Origin of the sequence: Wenyingzhuangia gilva, assembly GCF_030519655.1 — a bacterium.
Lineage (GTDB): Bacteria > Bacteroidota > Bacteroidia > Flavobacteriales > Flavobacteriaceae > Wenyingzhuangia > Wenyingzhuangia gilva.
The window spans coordinates 811,297-831,117 of sequence record NZ_JAUMIT010000001.1; the positions used below are offsets into that span (position 1 = coordinate 811,297).

Consider the following 19,821-nt stretch of genomic DNA (forward strand, 5'->3'; position numbering starts at 1 on the left):
AAATTAAGATATAATTAAAATTTTATTCTTTAATTAACTTAACAGTATCAGCTGTGGTAACTTGATGACCACTTATCCACTGATTGAAACCTTCTTGCCCCATTTGTGCAATCATTTTTTGTGAGTTTACAGCTGTTCCTTCAACCTTAATTTGTAAAACAAAAGGATAACTAGCATATCTCACAACCCCATCAATTAACATATCGTAATCTGGACCAGCTTCTTCTAAAGCTATATCTAGAGCATCTTTAATATTCCATCCAAAACCTAAGAAATAAGATTTAGAAGCATTTACTTTTACTCCTTCAGACTTTTTAATTCCCGCTAAATTCACATTTTTACTGCTAATAACCGTAAAATCTACCAACCTAACTGAACAACTTGTAAATGTTAATCCCCCTAGAATTAACTACAACATCAATATTTTTTTCATAAAATAATTTTTTTAATGCCTACTCTTTAAAGGATTTTCAGCTAAACTCCCTAAACGCAATTTTAGTTTTTTAATATTCAATAAACAAGAAAAAGATACAGACATTTAAATAATTATGTACAGACATTTTATAACTTTATGGTCATGAAATACAACCCAATCAACCCACAATTATTTATAGAGAATAGAAAACGCTTTACTAACCAAATGGAAGCCCATTCCATTGCGTTTTTTAATTCTAACGACATTTATTTAACTGGAGCAGATAGTACTTTGCCTTTTCATCAACACCGAGATATTTTTTACTTAAGTGGTGTAGATCAAGAAGAATCGGTATTGGTATTGTTTCCTGATGCTAAAAATCCCAATCATAAAGAAATTCTATTCACCAAAGAAACCAGTGAATTGATTGCTATTTGGGAAGGAGAAAAATTAAATAAAAAAACAGCTACCGAAACTTCTGGAATCCAAACTATTTATTGGTTGTCTGAAATGGAAACTGTTTTAAAAGATTTAATTCCAGAAGCAAAAAACATTTATATCAATCAAAACCCACACAAAAGAGCAGTTCTAGAAATGGAAACTCGCGAGGATCGTTTTGTAAAAAAGCTAAAAGAAGAATATCCCAACCACAATTATTTAAAAGCTTCAGATATTCTATTTCAACTAAGAGGGATCAAGTCTCAAATTGAAATTGATTTGATTCAACAGGCTTGTAACATCACCAAAAAAGGATTTGATAGAGTTTTAAATTTTGTAAAACCAGATGTTTGGGAATACGAAATTGAAGCTGAAATGATGCATGAGTTTCTACGAAACAAATCGAAGGGATTTGCCTACACACCTATTATAGCTTCAGGTTATTCTGCTTGTGTGTTACACTATATAGAAAACAACAAACAGTGTAAATCTGGCGATTTAATTTTAATGGATACTGCAGCTGAATATGCTAATTATTCTAGTGACTTAACCAGAACTATTCCTGTAAATGGAAAATATACCGATAGGCAAAAAGCTGTTTATCAATCTGTGTTAAACGTAAAAAAAGAAGCTACCAAAATGCTTAAAGAAGGTACGCTTTGGACAGCGTATAACGAAGAAGTTGGAAAATTAATGACCTCTGAATTATTATCTTTAAAACTACTAGATAAAGCAGACATTCAGAACCAAACCAAAGAAAAGCCTGCCTATAAAAAATATTTTATGCACGGAACGTCTCATCATTTAGGCTTAGACACTCACGATTATGGTGATTTTGAGAATGAAATGAAAGCCAATATGGTCTTAACCGTAGAACCTGGGATTTATATTCCAAAAGAAAATTTAGGAATTAGATTAGAAGATGATTTGGTACTTCAAAAAAATGCAGAGCCAATCAATTTAATGCGAGACATTCCTATTGAAATAGAAGAAATTGAAAGTATTATGAATGCTTAAAATATGGAGTTCTCAACTTAGATAGAACATCAAAATGATCATCGAGCAAAGTCGAGATGTTTTTATAAAAAATCCCAGATTCCATTTTAGAATCTGGGATTTTTAAACTTAACAACTAACTTCAACTTTTTCTCTTATTTGTTGCGTGGCATTTACCATCACTTCTAAGGCCTTTTTTGTTTCTGGCCATTTTCTTGTTTTTAAACCACAATCTGGATTGATCCAAATATTTTCTTTAGGAATATATTTTTCTGCTTTCTCAATCAAATCCACCACTTCTTGGGTTGATGGCACTCTTGGAGAATGAATATCGTATACTCCTGGTCCAATTTCATTAGGATAATCAAACTCAGCAAAAACATCTAACAATTCCATTTGAGAACGAGAACACTCAATAGTAATGACATCAGCATCCATATCTGCAATAGATTTAATGATGTCATTAAATTCTGAATAGCACATGTGAGTATGGATTTGTGTTTCATCTTTTACGCCACTTGCAGACAGTTTAAAAGCATTTACGGCCCAAGTTAAATAATCATTCCATTGCGCTTTTTTTAACGGCAACCCTTCTCTAATAGCAGGCTCATCAATTTGAATAATTTTGATTCCAGCATTTTCTAAATCTATCACCTCATCTCTAATAGCCAAAGCAATTTGATTACAAGTGGTTTTTCTTGGCTGATCGTCTCTTACAAAAGACCATTGTAAAATAGTTACAGGTCCGGTTAACATTCCTTTTACATATTTATTTGTTAAAGATTGTGCAAAAACTGTCCACTCTAAAGTCATCGGGTTCAAACGTTCTATATCACCAAAAATAATTGGAGGTTTTACACAACGAGTTCCGTAACTCTGCACCCAACCAAATTGAGTAAACGCAAAACCTTCAAGCTGTTCTCCAAAATACTCAACCATGTCATTTCTTTCAAACTCTCCATGCACCAAAACATCTAAGCCTACTTGTTCTTGAAACTCAATAGACTCTTTGGTTTCTTTTTCTAATAAAGTATTGTATTCTTGATCGCTTATCAAGCCTTTTTTATACTTGGCTCTCCAACTTCTTACCTCTGGGGTTTGAGGAAAAGACCCAATGGTAGTAGTTGGATATAGTGGTAATTGTAACACTGCATTCTGAATGGTTTTTCTAGTTACAAAGGCACTATTTCTATGCAAGTCTTTGTCTTCTATAAAACTTTCGCGGTTTTTTACTTGAAATTTATGAATTCTACTAGACTCTCTTCTTTCAAGAATATTCTTTTTATTCGCTTCAAAAGCCAATAAATCAGCATGAGTAGGGTGCGTACTTAATTTATGTAACAACACTACTTCTTCTAATTTTTGAGCAGCAAAACTTAACCACGACTTTAACTCGTCATCTAATTTTTCTTCACTTTCCAAATCAACAGGTACATGTAATAAAGAACTGGAAGTAGCTACCCAAACCCTATCAGTTCCTAAAACTTCTTTGGCTTTATTTATTTTTACAATAGATTTGGTAATATCATTCTTCCAAATATTACGTCCATCTACCAATCCTAAAGACAAAATTTTAGATTGATTTTTAAAGTTAGATTGTAGTATTTTTTCTAATTGTGTTTCATCTCCTCTTGTTAAATCTATGTGTAATACCGCTCCTGGCAATTGATTGATTAACGACAAGTTATCTAAAACATCATCAAAATAAGTAGCTGTGATAAATTTTACATTTGGAAATTCTTTATTTAAAAATTGATGTGTTTTCTGAATGGTAAATTGTTCTTTATCAGATAAATTTGACGCTAAAAACGGTTCATCAATTTGAATATAGGTTGCACCTAAATCTTGTAACTCGGCAATAATTTCTTTATAAACCGCCAACAAATCATTTAACAAATCTAACTTATCAAAACCTGCTTCTTTTTCTTTACCTAACAATAAATACGATGCAGGACTCATCAAAACTGGTTTTGCATTTAAGCCTAGAGCAACTGCTTCTTTGTATTCATTAATTACTTTTTTTGATAAAATTTTAAAAGTTTGATTCTTTACAAACTCGGGAACTATATAATGATAATTGGTATCAAACCATTTGGTCATCTCCATAGCAGTTATATCGTGGTTTTCTGTTTGTAATCCTCTTGCCATGGCAAAATAAACATCCAACTCTGATAAATTTTGATTGTTTAACAACTCTTGATAACGCTTTGGCACAGCACCAACCAACAAAGTAGTATCTAACACCTGGTCGTAAAAAGAAAAATCGTTTACTGGAATTAAATCTATTCCTGCTTCTTGTTGTTTTTTCCAGTTTTGTTTTCTAATTTCATACGCAACAAGCTCTAAGACCTCTTGCTTACTGTTTTTAGCCCAGTAACTTTCTATTGCTTTTTTTAATTCTCTTTTTGCTCCTACTCTAGGATATCCTAAGACATGGTTCTTCATAGTATTTTAGATTAAAATTCTACTACAAAACTACAACACAACAATATAGGCCTAAAAAAACAGTTTAAATACAGATAAAAAACCTTTTAAAAAGAATTATATAGGAAAAAACGCTATCTTAGTATTTGAAAAAGCTAAAAAAAGAAAAAATTACTATGTATACACCAGATCAAACAGACTTGATACTGTTAAAACAGCTACAAAAAAACGCTAGAATTACCATAAAAGAACTAGCCAACATTACCAACTTATCAAACACACCGGTTCATGAAAGAATAAAAAAGCTAGAAAAATATGGCTTTATCAAAAAACAAGTTGTGCTGTTAGACAGAAATCTTTTAGGTAAAAAATTAATAGTGTTTTGTAACATTAAACTGAAAGAGCATACCATGGATATTGGAAATCAGTTTGTGAAAGACATTACCGCTTTAAAACAAGTAACTGAATGTTATAACATTTCTGGAGATTATGACTTTTTATTAAAAGTGATGGTAAATGATATGGAAGGTTATCAAGACTTTGTTTTAAATCATTTAGGAAATGTAAAAAATATTGGAAGTACGCAAAGCACTTTTGTTATGGGCGAAATTAAAAACTGCACCGAAATTCCCATTTAACAAAATTAATAACAATGAAGCTATTGTTTTGATGAAAAATAAATACTATATTAGGTAATCAACTAAAAAATACTCAATATGGCTATCAAAAACTTTAGATCACCCGATACACGAGCAGGAACTATAGCAGACAAAATATTAGTTTCGGACTATATGGTTCCTAGAAATAGGCTGATAACTTTTTCTCCTAAATTAAGTATTGGGGAAGCAATGCAAATACTGGTTACCAACAATATTGCTGGTGCTTGTGTTTTAGATGAAAACGACATGATTTTAGGAATGATTTCCGAAGGAGATTGTATGAAAAAAATTGCTCATAGTAGATATTACAATATTCCTTTACACGACCAAACGGTTGAAGAATACATGGAAATTATTGTTGAATCTATTAAAGGCGACACCAATATTTTTGATGCAGCTCATATGTTCTGTACTTCAAGAAGAAACCGTTTTCCTGTAACCGAAGGAGATAAAATTATTGGTCAAATTAGTAGAAAAGATGTCTTAAAAGCTGCTTTGGAAATGAGATAAAAAACTAAAACTAGCTAAACTACGAAGAGCGTTATTATATAAATATGATAACGCTCTTTATATTTAAAAAGGATATCCTATAGCAAAATTTAAAATGGTATTACTTAACTTAATGGTACTTAAAGAAGTTGAAGTAGGCTGCTTAACTGGCGTTGCCAAATCAAACCTAATAACAAAACTTTGAATATCTACTCTTACTCCTGCCCCAGTACTTACTGCCATTTCATTCATAAAGTTTGATGAAAATTGTCCTTCCCTATCACCATACAACCAAACATTTCCTGCATCGGCAAAAAATGCACCTTTTATAAAAGAATAAATTGGAAATCTATATTCTACATTGGCTTCTAAACGAATGTCTCCAGAGCTATCAAAAAAAGTACTATTGCTTGTACCATTATTATAAGTCCCTGGTCCAATAGATCTTGAAGCAAAACCTCTAATACTATAAGGTCCACCGGCAAAAAATTGTTTTGTGAACGGTAAAATAGAAGAGTTCCCATAAGGAATTCCTAAACCACCATAGAATCTTGAAATCAATGTTTTTTCTTTTCCTAGTCCTAAATAATATCTAAAATCTAAATCAATCTTGGCATATTGGGCATATTCTAAACCTAAAAAAGTCTTCTTTCCGCCAGATGTGCTTTGACTCAATAAACTTAAGGCTCCGCCAGCAATATCAAGATTTGAAGAGAAGAATACTTGATTTTTTTTAGTACTTCTTCCTAATTCGCTATAAGTTAAATTATAGGTAAATCCTGCTATAAATTGCTGATCAAAACTACTTTGTAAAAAAGGGTTTTGTGCTAGAATATCTTTGAAATCTGAAGTTGTATTAAACAATCTTACATAATTAACATTGACAGGATTGATTTGGTGACTTAAATATTTATTAGCATCCCATTGATAACCAAAACTACTGGTGAAAGAAGCCAATCCGTATAGATTAGACCTGCTTAAATATTCTGAATCAAAAGAAATTTTAGTCTTAGGGACTCCGTATTTAAAACGCCCTGTTAAATCCCAAGGAGAAATTAAACGTGGAAAAGTTAAACTTGCTCCCAAGCCTACTTTTAAACCATTTAAATTTTGAGTATTGTTCCCAATTTGAGTTTCATAAGCAACCGTTCCAGTAAGCCTCAACAATTCTCCTCCACTAAATAAATTTCTGTTTCGGTAATTAAGAGACAATCCCGGACCTGCAAAATTGTTGGATTTTGTAACTGCCTGCAATTCCAATCCTAAAGATCTTTTGTTTAATGGAGACAAATAAATATTAGCCTCTAAACTACCCAGACTGTCATTTTTTGTGTAGTTTTTTTCATCAAACTGAATGTTTACATATTTATAAGTTCCAATTGAGGACAATCTTTTACTGGTAATTTTTGAATTTTGTGGATTGTAAAAATCATCCTTATTTAACAACAAATAATTATGAAGTCTTTTTGGCTTAAAAAAAACAGTGTCTTGTAAAAAGTAAACCTCTTTGTATTCTGTGCTATCTATAGCTTTATTTTTTTGATCTAAATTATGATTTGGATAAACAGTGATTTTATTTATTTGATAAGGAATCAATGCTTTTTTAGGCGTTTCTTTTTTTACTCTTAAATACAAATCAAATTTTTTATTCTTGTATTGATTTGTATCTGCTTCAAAAATGATAAAATCTTGATTGAAATTATAATACCCCCTGGCTTTTAAACCTTCATCAATTTTAATTCTTTCTTGCTTAAAAGATTCCAAACTATATCTAGTTCCTTTTTTTAGTAAAGTAGTTTTTAACTCCTCTTTAATTTCTTTGTAAAAAGGCAAGGTATCATTCTCTAGTTGATATGTTTCTAACACATAAGGTTCGGTTAAATCTATAGTATACACAATACTTTTAGTGTACTTTTTTTCTTTAACTGAAGCCGTAACTTTACTATTAAAAAAACCTCTATTATCTAACCTGTTTTTTATTAAATTAATGACTTTGTTTTGAGAGACATTTGAATAATACATAGGTTTTTCTCCAAATTTTTTATTCATGTATTTGGTTAAAAGCCCTTTTTTTCCTTGTTCAGTTTTATAGTGATAATACAAGCCAACTCTAGCTCCTAAAAATTTACTATTAGGTTCAGGTCTTAACAATTCTTGCAACTCCTCTTCTAAGCTAGAAAGTCCTTTAATTTTATTTGTATTAATTATTTTAACAGTAGCTCCTCCATATAATTTTTCATCTTCGGGGATAAAACGTTTTACACTACAAGAACTTAACACGGCAAAAACCATGAATAATAAACAAACCTTAAAAAAAATTATCTGTTTCATTCCTCCGTTGTTTTTTGTGTGTTTTCCTTCTGCCAAAGCTCTCTAAACTTATTAAACTCTCTATTGAATAAAAAGGCAATTCCTGTTACAATTACCTGACCATCAATCACACTTTGATATTCATTTTTACGGAAACCTTTTAATCTATATCTTCTATTTTCTGTTAAGGCGTATTCAATATTTACATTTCCAATAATAGGGGTTTTATCATTTTGATCTTTAGAGGTGTTTTCAATTTCAAAACCACTACCAACTTGCACGGTTAATCTATCATTAAACAAACGTTTTTGAGCACTTACATTTAACTGTGTGTTGTTTTGTTCTCCTTTGTCCGTATAATCAGTATAACTATCTAACTCAAACCCCAATTCCACTCCAGTTTTCCCTACCAATTTATTTGAGTAATTATTTAATTGATTAGACAGGGCTTTGTTTACATTGTCTCTAGCAATAGAAAGTGATCCTCCGTTACTTCCATCACTAATATTTGATGGAAAAAATTGACCTAATACCAACAAAGAAAATACCTGTTTGTTTAAATCTTCTTCTCTATTGTTTAATTGTTGTACTTGCGTATAAACTTGTCCACCCAACTCTCCTCTAGATTCTTCTGGAACATCCAGATTAAAACTAATTTCAGGTTTTAACAATTCCCCGTTTAAATTTAAATACACCCAAAACGGCATTTTTTTTCTGTATTTATTAAGTGTTTCAGCATCCATTCCTGAAGTTACAGAAGACATCAATCCACTTGCTGATGCTTTTACTTTGTATATAGCACTAATATCCATTTTAGCTTCTAAAGGATCTCCTTGCCAAAGAATACTACTTCCTTTAGCAATTTCAAACTTACGAGTCACCAAATTATACAAACTCGCCTCGTAATGTCCGCTACTCACTTCGTATTTACCAGACAAAGTGGTTCTGCCGTTAGGAGTCATACCAAAATTTAAATCGGCAGCACCAGAAATTTGCAAATTATCTCCTGTTTTTTTATCGATGATGACATTTAAAATAGCCGATTTATCAACCTTTAAAACAGTTTTAATATCTAATCCTGTAACAATTCCAGTGGAAGTTTCGGAATTTCCATCAGCTGTTAAAATGTCGTTGGTCTGTTTTTTATTTACAAAAATAACCACACCCTCTCTTTCAACCGCTTCTATTTCCGATTCTGGAATAACATAGGTAAAATCTGTATTTTCATTAATTTTAATGGCTCCTGTTACTTTAGGAATATTTAAATCTCCTCCTATTTTTACATCTGCATCTAAAAATAATTGACCGTAATACAAATCGTTATCTTCTATGGTAGAATTTAAAACTTGCAAATTTTCTGAATTTAAGGACAAATTAAATTTAGGATTAGAAAAATCGCTTGTGATTATTTCTCCATCTAACACAAAAGAATTTTGATCTTTATCTAAAATGGTAAACTTATTTAACAAAATGCTTGAGTTATCAATTTTAATAGATTCTTCAGGAAAAGTAAAAGAAGTATTAAAACTATTTACCTCTAATTTGGCATTGTTAAAATTTAAATCACCATTATAAATGGGAGCCTCCATTTTACCATCCATATTAAAATTGGCAGATATACTTCCCGATGCATTGGAAATATATTCTTTACCAAAAGCTTCTATTTTACTTAAACTTAGTTTGTTTAAATTCACTTTTAAGTTTAATGGAGAGGCACTTTCTAAAGTATTGTAACTACCTTCAACTACTAAATCAATGTTATCTTTTTCCTGTAAAGAAAGATTTACATCGTAATTTTTATTATTGATAGTTTTAGCATTTAATTGTAAAGTTCCTAATAAGTTTTCAAACACATTTAGTTCCTCAATTTTTAAATCTGAAACTAGATTTTGTTCTTTGTTAAAATGATTAATTTCCACATTTCCTCCAACAATTCCACTCGCAATATTTTCTTCAGGATTTAAAAAAGCCATTAAATTTAGCAAATCAAAATGTTGAAAATTGATGGCTAAACTGTTATTATTTTCTTCTTTTACCTGTGCATTAAAACTTAAAATTTGATTGTTTCTAGACAATTCAAAATCCGTAGAAGTAATATTTCCGTTAAACAGAATAGCATTGCTTTCGGGTATTTCCCAATTTTTTCTGTTTAAAATTAAATTCTCTGGATTGATATGAAACCTGACCAAAGAATCATTTGCGGCAATTTCAGTTTTAATATTGATAATTTTTTCATTTTCATCAGAAGTTGAAAAATCTAAAAGCACTATTTCATCAACTACTTTTCCTTGTAAATTAATATTTTGAATGTTAACAGGATCATATTTTACATTGTCTACTTTTAAATCTAAATCAAACTTTTCTGCAACACTGTTTAAATAAAATTGTCCTTTTTTAATACTGCTTCCTTGGTATTCTATAAACGGAATGTTAAATGATGAAACTAATTTTTTTTCTGATTCCTTAAACGACAAGTCGAATTTTATAGGTTCAAATTCATTCAATCCTTTTAAAAACACTTGATCTAAAATAGGATCTTGGCTAATGGTTAATTCAGCTTTTAAATTTGTATTTCCTACAACTGTATCTAATTTATTTTTAGTAAAATAAGTACTGATGTGTTTGTTAATGGCTGTTGTAATTTTTTCAGGATTGGCATTTGCATTCATCTTTAAATTTAACAATCCGCTTTCAACACTTACACTTGTAGAATCCTTAGCAATATTGGTGTTGATTAAAAAGTTACTAATTGGAAAAGACTCCTCATTATACACCAACAAACCATTGTCGGTTTGTGCTTTTACTTTAAAACCATCTGCATTGGTTTTGTAATCAACATTAATATTTAGTCTGGCTTTTAAATTTTCTTTGGTTAATTTTAATGCTTGCAAATTCACTCCGTTAATAGTAATAACCGATGAAATGCTAGACGTTAAAGAATCTAACTTTACGTTTGTTTTGGTGTCAAAATCCAAAGACTCATCTTTATAAACCGTATTTATTTGTCCCGCTCCTTGTTTGATCTTGGCACTTATTTCTAACGGATTGTAATTGTAACCATCAAATTGTAAACTATTAAATTTTGTTTTTAACTCAGCATTTAAAGCGTGAATATCTGTCCAACCTGCGCTTAATGAAGTTTCAAAATCTATCAAACCCATTTGATCATTATTAATGATGTTTCCAACGTTTAATTGAGTCACTTTTAAAGTTCCTTTTACCTGAGTACTATCAACATTTTTAAACGTTCCATTGATAGCTATTTTTCCTTTTGGTAATTTTAAAACCGTATTGGTTTTAATGTTTGTTAAAGTCCCACTTGTGCTAGAGTTTAAGGTTATTGAATTAGGAATAATAATGCCAAATTCCTTTTCATCAATCAAACTTAACATGGATTTTCTATCCGTTTTAAAACGGAAATTTGGTAAGTCAAAACTCAAGTTATTCTCCGATAAAACATTTTTAATTTTTGCTGTTAAATCAACCGATGTTTTTGCTCCCCATTTTAGATGTAAACTAGCAATATCAAGGTTTTTTAAATCTCCCTTGACCTTCATTTTTCCTGTTATTGAATGTTTGGAAAACTTATTTACATATTCGTTTTCTTTTAATTCCTGATTGAAATAATAAGCATCTTTTATATTTAAATTCAAATCGCTAATATCAACATCAAACTTGGTGTTTTTAGGTTGATTGATAAAATCATCCAAAGAACGATACTCAATCTTTCCATAGGTTTGTATCTCGCTATGATTGGTGGCTATTTTTAATGTTGAAATACCTATTTGCTGATTGTTAATCGCTCCTTTTAAAGCCAGTTCTTTTAGATGAAAACCGCTTTTTTCTATCAATGATATTTCTTTTAAATCTAAAGCCAAATCATTTTTTGCCAAACTAAAATCATTCAACAAAATATTGGTTTTACTGATTTTAAAATTCTCAGGGTTAAATACGTTTTTTGGGGTGATGGTATTCCCTGTTTTTAAAGCGATGCTATTGTTTTTAAAAGACAACTCCTTAACATTTACTTGCCAATTTGGCCACTCGAATTTTGTGCTTACAGTGGTTTTAGTGGTGTCTTGAACCATTGATTTTTCATTACTGAAAAAAGATAAATCTGCAAGTGTATTGTTTAAACCAATCTTCTTAATTTTTATGTTTTGAGCTGCTAAATCAACCAAAGCATCTTTAATAGTGAACAACCCAAGATTTATATCCGCTAGCTGATTGTCTACTTTATTTTGATAAAAAGCCTTTATATTTTCTAGACTTAATTTCTCAATTTCTATAATGGGAGAAGGAGATTCCTCTTGACTTTCTTCGGTTTCGGGAAAAGGTTTACTTTGAGTATAATTGACCTTAACATTTGCCAAATCCAATTTTTCAATTGGAAAACGATAAGTATTGATGTTAAATTTATTTCCAAACTTTAATCCTAGACTTCCTAGTTTTAAACTTGTATTTACACCTAAAACCTCATCATTAAAAAGCAAATCAAAATCAGCAAAATTAACAGTACCTACTTTTATATCTAGTGGAGATGAATTACTCTCTTGTACAGATTTTTCTGAGGTATTTGGATTTACAAAAGCATTGATGATATAATCAAAATTGTATTCATTAGTGGTTTCTGGTTTATAGACTTTCGCTTTTAAACCTGTCCAATCAACCGATTTTACATTGATTTTATTTTGAGTAAAAATGGGTAAAATAGCCACGGAAACTTCAAGCTCTTTACTGTATAGCAAAGTATCTTTTTCCTGATCTTCTAAATAAAGTTCTTCAATAATTAAATTTCCCGAAAAACTGAGATATAACTTTTCTATGCTAAACTTGGTCTCAATTTTTTCTGCAACAAATTCAGTGACTTTATTTTTAATGATGTTTTGTCCCCAAGAACTACGGATAAAAAGCACCAAGGCAATAAATAAAACCAACAGCCCTAAAAACATCCATTTAAAAAAATGAATGGCTTTTTTTAAGAATTGTTGAATGGTTTTAAACATTGTTTTTCAAAGCTTTATTGGTTATTGTTTAACCGGTATTTAGTAACAAATATAATGCCTATGGATGATTAAAATCAATAATCCTGATTTTTTAAATCATTGATTTCAATAAAAAAAAGTTACTCTTTTTATTTATTTTATTGTTTTTTCAAAATTATTACTATATTCGCAATCAAATCTTTAATTTATTAGGGATTAACTAACTAAACTATGTAACAAAAAAGGTCTGTATTTTATACAGACCTTTTTATTTGTTATAGAAATTAATTTTTTACTAACTCACAAACTCTCCGTTGGAAACATTGTCTTCAGAAGGAGCAATAAAAGAAAGTTTACCGTCTTTGGTATCTGTCATTAAAATCATTCCATTGCTCTCCACTCCTCTTAATACTCTTGGAGCTAAGTTTACCAAAACCGATACTTTTTGTCCCACAATATCTTCAGGTTTGTAGCTTTCTGCAATTCCAGAAACGATGGTTCTTACATCAATACCCGTATCCACTTTTAGAACCAATAACTTTTTAGCTTTTGGCATTTTTGTAGCTTCAACAATGGTTCCTGTTCTGATATCTAATTTGGTAAAATCTTCAAAACCGATGGTTTCTTTTTGAGGTTCTACTACTTTGGCATCTGCAGCATTTGCCAATTTAGTTGCCTCAAGTTTATCTAGTTGTGCCGTAATTTCAGCATCCTCTATTTTAGCAAACAACAATTCTGCTTCTCCAATAATATGACCCGATGGCATTAATTCTTCTTTATTCTCTACGTCATCCCAAGAATTAATTAATCCTTCTTGTTTTAAAATTCTTTTTAATTTTTCTGAACTAAATGGTAAAAATGGTTCTGATAAAACAGATAGTGAGGCAGCAATTTGCAAAGCTACGTACATAATTGTTTTGGTACGTTCCTCATCCGTTTTAACCAATTTCCAAGGCTCCTCATCTGCCAAGTATTTGTTTCCTAAACGAGCCAAATTCATCATTTCCATTAATCCTTCTCTAAAACGGTAACGCTCTAAAGATTTAGAAATAATGTTTGGATATTCTTTTACCTGAGCCAAAGTGTCTTCATCTAATTCAGACAATACTCCTGGTGTTGGAGCTTCTCCGTTATAGTATTTGTTGGTTAACACTACTACTCTATTGATAAAGTTTCCAAAAATAGCCACCAACTCATTGTTGTTTCTGGCCTGAAAATCTTTCCACGTAAAATCATTATCCTTAGTTTCCGGTGCATTAGCCGTTAAAGCATAACGTAATACATCTTGCTTACCAGGAAATTCTTCTAAATATTCGTGTAACCAAACCGCCCAGTTTTTAGAAGTAGATAATTTATTTCCTTCTAAATTTAAAAATTCATTAGCTGGTACATTGTCTGGCATAATATAATCTCCATGTGCTTTTAACATGGCTGGGAAAATAATACAGTGGAATACAATATTATCTTTTCCAATAAAATGTAGCAATTTGGTCTCCTCATCTTTCCAATAAGGTTCCCAATCTTTTCCGTTTTGTGCTGCCCACTCTTTGGTTGATGAAATGTATCCAATAGGGGCATCAAACCAAACGTATAATACTTTTCCATCTGCACCTTCTACAGGAACAGGAATTCCCCAATCTAAATCACGAGTTACGGCTCTAGGACGTAATCCATCATCTATCCAAGATTTTACTTGACCGTACACATTAGGTTTCCAATCCTCTTTGTGTCCTTCTAAAATCCATTCTTTTAAAAACGCTTCGTGTTTGTCTAAAGGTAAAAACCAGTGTTTGGTTTCTTTAACGGTAGGTACGTTTCCGGTAATGGCAGATTTTGGGTTGATTAAATCTGTAGCATTGTGAGACGTTCCACATTTTTCACATTGATCTCCATAAGAATTTTCATCTCCACATTTAGGACAAGTTCCTACTACAAATCTATCTGCCAAAAATTGATTGGCTTCCTCATCAAATAATTGAGATTCTACTTTTTCTATAAACGCTCCTTTTTCATACAAGTTTGTAAAAAAATCAGAAGCGGTATCGTGATGTATAGGTGCTGATGTTCTTGAATAATTATCAAAAGAAATTCCAAAATCTACAAATGATTTTTTTATAATTCCATGGTACTTATCTACTACATCTTGAGGAGTTACTCCTTCTTTTTTAGCCTTAATGGTAATTGGCACCCCATGTTCATCAGAACCTCCAACAAAAGCAACATCTTTACCTTTGTTACGCAAGTAACGTACATAAATATCAGCAGGCACATAAACCCCAGCTAAATGACCAATATGTATGGGTCCGTTGGTATATGGCAAAGCCGCTGTAATCGTATATCTTTTAGGATTGTTCATCAGTTACATAATTTTAGACCGCAAAAATACAATTCTGAATTTATAGTTTCATCATGATTTCAATCTTTACTGCTAATTCATTTTGAAACCTTATCTTTAATTTTCACAAGACACTTTATATTTATCTATAATGACTAAAGATTTAACAACTTCTAACCTGCATAGAAAGAATATTCTAAACAACAATCATGCATTAAAAATTTTATATAAGAAACTTTCTTTTTCTGGAATTATGTTTGAAAATAAATATCGGTTTACGAAAAAACAAGTAGCCGAATTTTTTGAAATAGATGAAAGAACTGTTGATCGATATCTAGAAAACAACAAGCTAGAATTTGAAGAGTCAGGATACGAGATAATAAAACATAACAGATTGAAAGAGTTTAAATTATCCTATGTCGACGACATGAATGTCGTCGACATAGACGAGTCTATACAAAAAGCACCTTCCTTAGGTATATTTACATTTAGAGCTTTCCTTAATGTAGGAATGTTATTAACTGAAAGCGACAAAGCAAAACAGCTAAGATCATTAATTTTAGATATCGTAATCGATACCATAAACAAAAAACTTGGTGGAAACACAAAATATATTAATCAAAGAGAAGAAGAATTTTTATCTAGTGCTATAAAAGAACACAGCTATAGACAGGAATTTACAAATGCACTAGACTATTATATCAAACCTAACAAATTTAAATACGCTCAACTAACTAATAAAGTCTATAAAAGTATCTTTAAAGAAGATGCTAAAGAATATAAACAAATATTAAACTTAAATAGTAAAGATAGTGTTAGATCAACAATGTATTCTGAAGTATTAGATCTTATTTCTAGTTACGAAAATGGTTTTGCTGAGTATCTAAAAAATCACTTTCAAACAAAAAAAGAAAAACTTAGATTATCCGAAGCGAATACTTTATTTGATGAGTTTGAGAAACTAACTAATGCTATTTACGAACCCCTAAAAGAAAAAACTAGGGCATTAATGGCTAGCAGAGATATGGCTTTTAGAGATGCATTACATGAAAAACTTAAAAACTATATTACACATTTGACACCTGAAGAATTTGATAAATTTTTAGGAGAAAAAAGTATGGATTTAGAGGAAAGAATTATAAAAAATATAGATGTATTTAAAAGGTTAAAAGATAGATAATGAATACATATATTTATTTTGAAATTAAACACGCTATCCAAACACATGATTTTATTATTAAGAATTCCGGAGGAAATTTTGGTGTTATTGATATTGGAAAAATAGATAGTGTTTTATACCATATTCAAAACGATTTATATTATCCAGAATTTGAAGATAAATTAACCCATCTTGTCTTTTCTATAAATAAGCTTCATGCATTTACCGATGGCAATAAACGAACCTCTATAGCTCTTGGAGCTTATTTATTAGAGATAAACGGAATAGAGTACTGTGTAGATAAATTTATTACTGAAATGGAAAACATATCTGTTTACATTGCTGACAATAAAATCAACAAAGCCTTACTAAAAGAAATCATAAACTCCATATTAACTGAAGATTATTTTAGCGAAACATTGAAACTAAAAATAATTGACTGCCTTAGTTAAAACAAAAAACTGATTAAATCATATATGAGATATTTACACATCTTTTTTATAATATTATTTATGTCGAATTCTTTCTCACAAAACATCACTTTTACCCAACCCGATTTTTTACAACAGGGAGATACTATTTTAATTGTGGCTCCTGCAGGAATTGTAAAACAACCTACCGCTATTGAAAAAGCCAAAGAAACTTTTGAAAACTGGGGATATACAGTCATTATTGGAGAAGCAGTTTTTAATGAGCATCATCATTTTGCAGGAACTGATGCTCAACGTAAAAACGACATGCAATGGGCTTTAGACCATCCAACAGCCAAAGCTATTTGGTGTGCTCGTGGTGGATATGGATCAGTAAGAATTATAGATGATTTAGACTTTCGCGAATTTGCCAAGCACCCAAAATGGATTGTTGGTTATTCTGATATAACCGTGTTTCACAACAAATTACACAACCTAGGTTTTCAAAGTATTCACGCTCCTATGCCAATTAATTTTAAAGAACCTTGGCCTGCCATTGAAGAAAGCATGGAGCAATTAAATACTATTTTAAAAGGAAATTTGCCAAGCTATACTATTTCTTCAAATTCATACAATCAAACTGGAAATGTGTCTGGAGTTATTGTTGGAGGAAATTTAACGATTTTAGAAAATATGATTGGAACAAGCACTTGTTTTTCTACCAAAAATAAAATCCTTTTTATTGAAGAAATTGGGGAATACAAATATCATATAGATAGATTGCTAAGAGCTCTGGACAGAAAAGATTATTTTAAAGATTGTGCTGGGTTGATTTTAGGGGATTTTACCGACACCAAACAAAACTATCCTGATTTTGGTCAAAGTATTGAGGAGATTGTATTGAGCATTGTAGAAAAATACAACATTCCGGTACTTTTTGATTTTCCTGCAGGACATGAAGACAAAAACATGGGATTGATTTTTGGACATGAAATCAACATGACTGTTGGTAACAGCTCATCATCCGTAGAATTTTCTAATTAAAAATTACGACTACCTATAACAAGCAGTCGTAATTTTTAGTATTGTTTATATAAACAGAATAGGCTCATCATCTCCCCCATTTTCTTCTTCCAAAAAATATGGTCTTGGGTAAAGTCTTCTTGCAACTATTTCTGCATTACTAATAAATCTGTTTTCTATAATTCCGTTGATTCTATTTATTATTTTATTCATTTTATTTAAGTTTTGCTCAATAAAAAAGACACTTTAAAAAGTGCCTTTATAAATATTGAATATGTTGATAATTAACTATCTGTCATCATTTTTTATAAAGGACTACGTTTCTCGATTTGACCTGTTGTAAAGCCATCATAAACTTTACTGCTAAAGCCTGTTTTGATTTTAAAATGGTAATGTTAGAATGTGTGTTCATGGTCTTAAAATTTATGATTGGTATTAAACGAAAAAAGCATCCCGATGGGATGCTTTTTATATATTTTGAAATTAATTTTTCTGTTCTTAAAAATTACAAATACACAATAACATCCCCGCATTATGGTTCTTGACCATCATGGCTTGAAATAACGACTTCTTAGAAGTGATTAATTGGCAAGTATGTAAATTGTTTTGTTTCATTTGTAATGCAAAATTGTATTTTTTTTAGTTCATAACCAAATATTTATCTAAATAAAAACTATTTTAGAAAATAAAAATGGCTCAACACAATGATTTAGGAAATTTAGGAGAAACTTTAGCTAACGAATATTTGATAAAACAAGGCTATACCATTCTTGATAAAAACTGGCGATACTTAAAAGCTGAAATTGATATTATTGCCCTTAAAGAAAATACGCTTGCTATTGTAGAAGTAAAAACTAGGAGTACAGACTTTTTTGGAAGTCCTGAAGAATTTATTACCAAATCTAAAATAAAAATGTTGATTACGGCAGCAGATGCTTATGTACAAAAAAGAAACTTAAATGTTGATGTCCGCTTTGATGTAATTGCCATTGTTAAAAATAAAAAAGAAACCACCATAGAACATATTAAAGAAGCTTTTTTAGCTTTTGAATAAAATTTATGATTCTAGCCAAATTTTAAAATCTTTTACTCGTTCTCTAGCCACAATTATTTCTCCCAAGTGATAAGTATTAAGAGTAATCATCAAACGTGAATTAGAATAACTCAATATCTCTTTTATGGCATTGATATTCACAAAAAACTTACGATTCACTCTAAAAAAAGTTTGTGGTTCTAATTCCATTTCTAACTGATCTAAAGTGCTGTCTAACAAATAACTTCTTCTATCAATCGTATACAGGTAAGTTCCTTTGTTTTCGCTATAAAAACATTCAATTTCATCAACATTAATCAACTTTATGTGCTGACCTACTTTTACAGAAAAACGTTTTTTATACTCTCTGTCTATAGGATTTATGAGCAATCTTTTAATATCATCAAAATCTATATTAACGGCTTGTTTTTTTGGAATACGTTCTTTGTATTTTTTAACAGCCATTACCAATTCTTCTTCATCAATGGGTTTTAATAAATAATCAATACTGTTTAGTTTAAATGCCTGTAATGCATATTCATCATAAGCCGTAGTAAAAATCACTGCACTTTTTATATCAATCGCTTCAAAAATTTCAAAAGACAAACCATCACTTAATTGTATGTCTAAAAAAATTAAATCGGGATGTGTATTGTTTTCAAACCAAAACATGGCTTCCTCTACAGAATGTAACAACGTTTGAACTTCAATATTTACAGCTAACAACATACGCTGAAGATAACGTGCTGATGGTTTTTCGTCTTCAATAATAATCACTTTCATAGCATTTAATCCCACTGTTTGTTTTCCTTATTCATAAATTCTTGAATTTTACGTGCTTCCCAATCTTTAGAAAAGATAAGATTTTTTCCAAAGACTGATAATGCATGAACCCCCAAACCTATTCCCCAAAAAACGGCTGTTGAATAGGTATTAAAATGCGAAAGATTGTAATACTCGGCATCTACAACAATACTGCTGATTAATATAAAAGCATTGATAACCAAGTACCAGAACAAATGCCAGTAAAAACCTTTCAAAGATTTTAGTCTTTTTTCTGCTAATAAATATGATTTTTCTCTTTCAAATCCATTTTGAAATGAATTCCTATTTTTTTCTGTTTGATTATATTTTTCCATGATTTC

At 30.5% G+C, this 19,821-nt stretch carries 15 protein-coding genes; 7 read left to right on the plus strand and 8 right to left on the minus strand.

Going from position 1 to position 19,821, the window contains the following annotated elements; translation table 11 throughout:
- Positions 1 to 22 precede the first annotated feature (22 nt).
- Complete coding sequence (locus QVZ41_RS03755) at positions 23 to 367, minus strand: hypothetical protein (RefSeq protein ID WP_302883209.1); 345 nt, start codon at positions 365 to 367, stop codon at positions 23 to 25.
- 210 nt (positions 368 to 577) lie between these two features.
- Between QVZ41_RS03755 and QVZ41_RS03760 the strand changes: the two genes are divergently transcribed.
- A complete protein-coding gene (locus QVZ41_RS03760; protein ID WP_302883210.1) occupies positions 578 to 1,870 on the plus strand; it encodes an aminopeptidase P family protein in 1,293 nt (430 codons plus the stop codon).
- 108 nt (positions 1,871 to 1,978) lie between these two features.
- On the opposite strand, the gene metE is transcribed toward QVZ41_RS03760, so the two are convergent.
- Positions 1,979 to 4,294, minus strand: a complete 2,316-nt coding sequence (metE, locus tag QVZ41_RS03765) for a 5-methyltetrahydropteroyltriglutamate--homocysteine S-methyltransferase (protein WP_302883211.1) — start codon at positions 4,292 to 4,294, stop codon at positions 1,979 to 1,981.
- A gap of 155 nt (positions 4,295 to 4,449) precedes the next feature.
- On the opposite strand from metE, the gene QVZ41_RS03770 reads away from it, so the two are divergent.
- Both QVZ41_RS03770 and QVZ41_RS03775 read left to right on the plus strand, forming a co-directional pair.
- Complete coding sequence (locus QVZ41_RS03770; RefSeq protein ID WP_302883212.1) at positions 4,450 to 4,911, plus strand: Lrp/AsnC family transcriptional regulator; 462 nt, start codon at positions 4,450 to 4,452, stop codon at positions 4,909 to 4,911.
- 78 nt (positions 4,912 to 4,989) lie between these two features.
- Positions 4,990 to 5,442, plus strand: coding sequence for a CBS domain-containing protein (locus tag QVZ41_RS03775; protein ID WP_302883213.1), 453 nt, complete (start codon positions 4,990 to 4,992; stop codon positions 5,440 to 5,442).
- A 63-nt stretch (positions 5,443 to 5,505) separates the two neighbouring features.
- On the opposite strand, the gene tamL is transcribed toward QVZ41_RS03775, so the two are convergent.
- The 3 genes from tamL to metG all read right to left on the minus strand — a co-directional run bounded on the left by tamL (position 5,506) and on the right by metG (position 15,072).
- On the minus strand, positions 5,506 to 7,752 hold the full coding sequence (gene tamL / locus QVZ41_RS03780; protein WP_302883214.1) for a translocation and assembly module lipoprotein TamL: 2,247 nt from the start codon (positions 7,750 to 7,752) through the stop codon (positions 5,506 to 5,508).
- Entirely contained in the window at positions 7,749 to 12,737 is a 4,989-nt protein-coding gene (locus QVZ41_RS03785; protein WP_302883215.1) for a translocation/assembly module TamB domain-containing protein, read from the minus strand. The genes tamL and QVZ41_RS03785 overlap by 4 nt, the downstream gene beginning before the upstream one ends.
- A 274-nt stretch (positions 12,738 to 13,011) precedes the next feature.
- Positions 13,012 to 15,072: a methionine--tRNA ligase gene (gene metG, locus QVZ41_RS03790; protein ID WP_302883216.1), complete on the minus strand. Its 2,061-nt coding sequence runs from the start codon at positions 15,070 to 15,072 to the stop codon at positions 13,012 to 13,014.
- A gap of 130 nt (positions 15,073 to 15,202) precedes the next feature.
- On the opposite strand from metG, the gene QVZ41_RS03795 reads away from it, so the two are divergent.
- The 3 genes from QVZ41_RS03795 to QVZ41_RS03805 are packed head-to-tail and all read left to right on the plus strand — an operon-like array spanning position 15,203 to position 17,664.
- A complete protein-coding gene (locus QVZ41_RS03795) occupies positions 15,203 to 16,231 on the plus strand; it encodes a DNA-binding protein (RefSeq protein WP_302883217.1) in 1,029 nt (342 codons plus the stop codon).
- A complete protein-coding gene (locus QVZ41_RS03800; RefSeq protein WP_302883218.1) occupies positions 16,231 to 16,662 on the plus strand; it encodes a type II toxin-antitoxin system death-on-curing family toxin in 432 nt (143 codons plus the stop codon). The genes QVZ41_RS03795 and QVZ41_RS03800 overlap by 1 nt, the downstream gene beginning before the upstream one ends.
- Positions 16,663 to 16,722: 60 nt before the next feature.
- On the plus strand, positions 16,723 to 17,664 hold the full coding sequence (locus QVZ41_RS03805) for a S66 peptidase family protein (RefSeq protein WP_302883219.1): 942 nt from the start codon (positions 16,723 to 16,725) through the stop codon (positions 17,662 to 17,664).
- A 45-nt stretch (positions 17,665 to 17,709) separates the two neighbouring features.
- Here the strand turns inward: QVZ41_RS03805 and QVZ41_RS03810 are convergent, their stop codons facing one another.
- Positions 17,710 to 17,856, minus strand: a complete 147-nt coding sequence (locus QVZ41_RS03810; RefSeq protein WP_302883220.1) for a hypothetical protein — start codon at positions 17,854 to 17,856, stop codon at positions 17,710 to 17,712.
- A gap of 478 nt (positions 17,857 to 18,334) precedes the next feature.
- On the opposite strand from QVZ41_RS03810, the gene QVZ41_RS03815 reads away from it, so the two are divergent.
- Positions 18,335 to 18,697 carry a YraN family protein gene (locus QVZ41_RS03815; protein WP_302883221.1) on the plus strand — a complete coding sequence of 121 codons (363 nt, stop codon included), beginning with the start codon at positions 18,335 to 18,337 and terminating at the stop codon, positions 18,695 to 18,697.
- Positions 18,698 to 18,700: 3 nt separating this feature from the next.
- Here the strand turns inward: QVZ41_RS03815 and QVZ41_RS03820 are convergent, their stop codons facing one another.
- Entirely contained in the window at positions 18,701 to 19,459 is a 759-nt protein-coding gene (locus QVZ41_RS03820; RefSeq protein ID WP_302883222.1) for a LytR/AlgR family response regulator transcription factor, read from the minus strand.
- Positions 19,460 to 19,464: 5 nt separating this feature from the next.
- Positions 19,465 to 19,815 carry a 2TM domain-containing protein gene (locus QVZ41_RS03825; RefSeq protein ID WP_302883223.1) on the minus strand — a complete coding sequence of 117 codons (351 nt, stop codon included), beginning with the start codon at positions 19,813 to 19,815 and terminating at the stop codon, positions 19,465 to 19,467.
- Positions 19,816 to 19,821 lie beyond the last annotated feature (6 nt).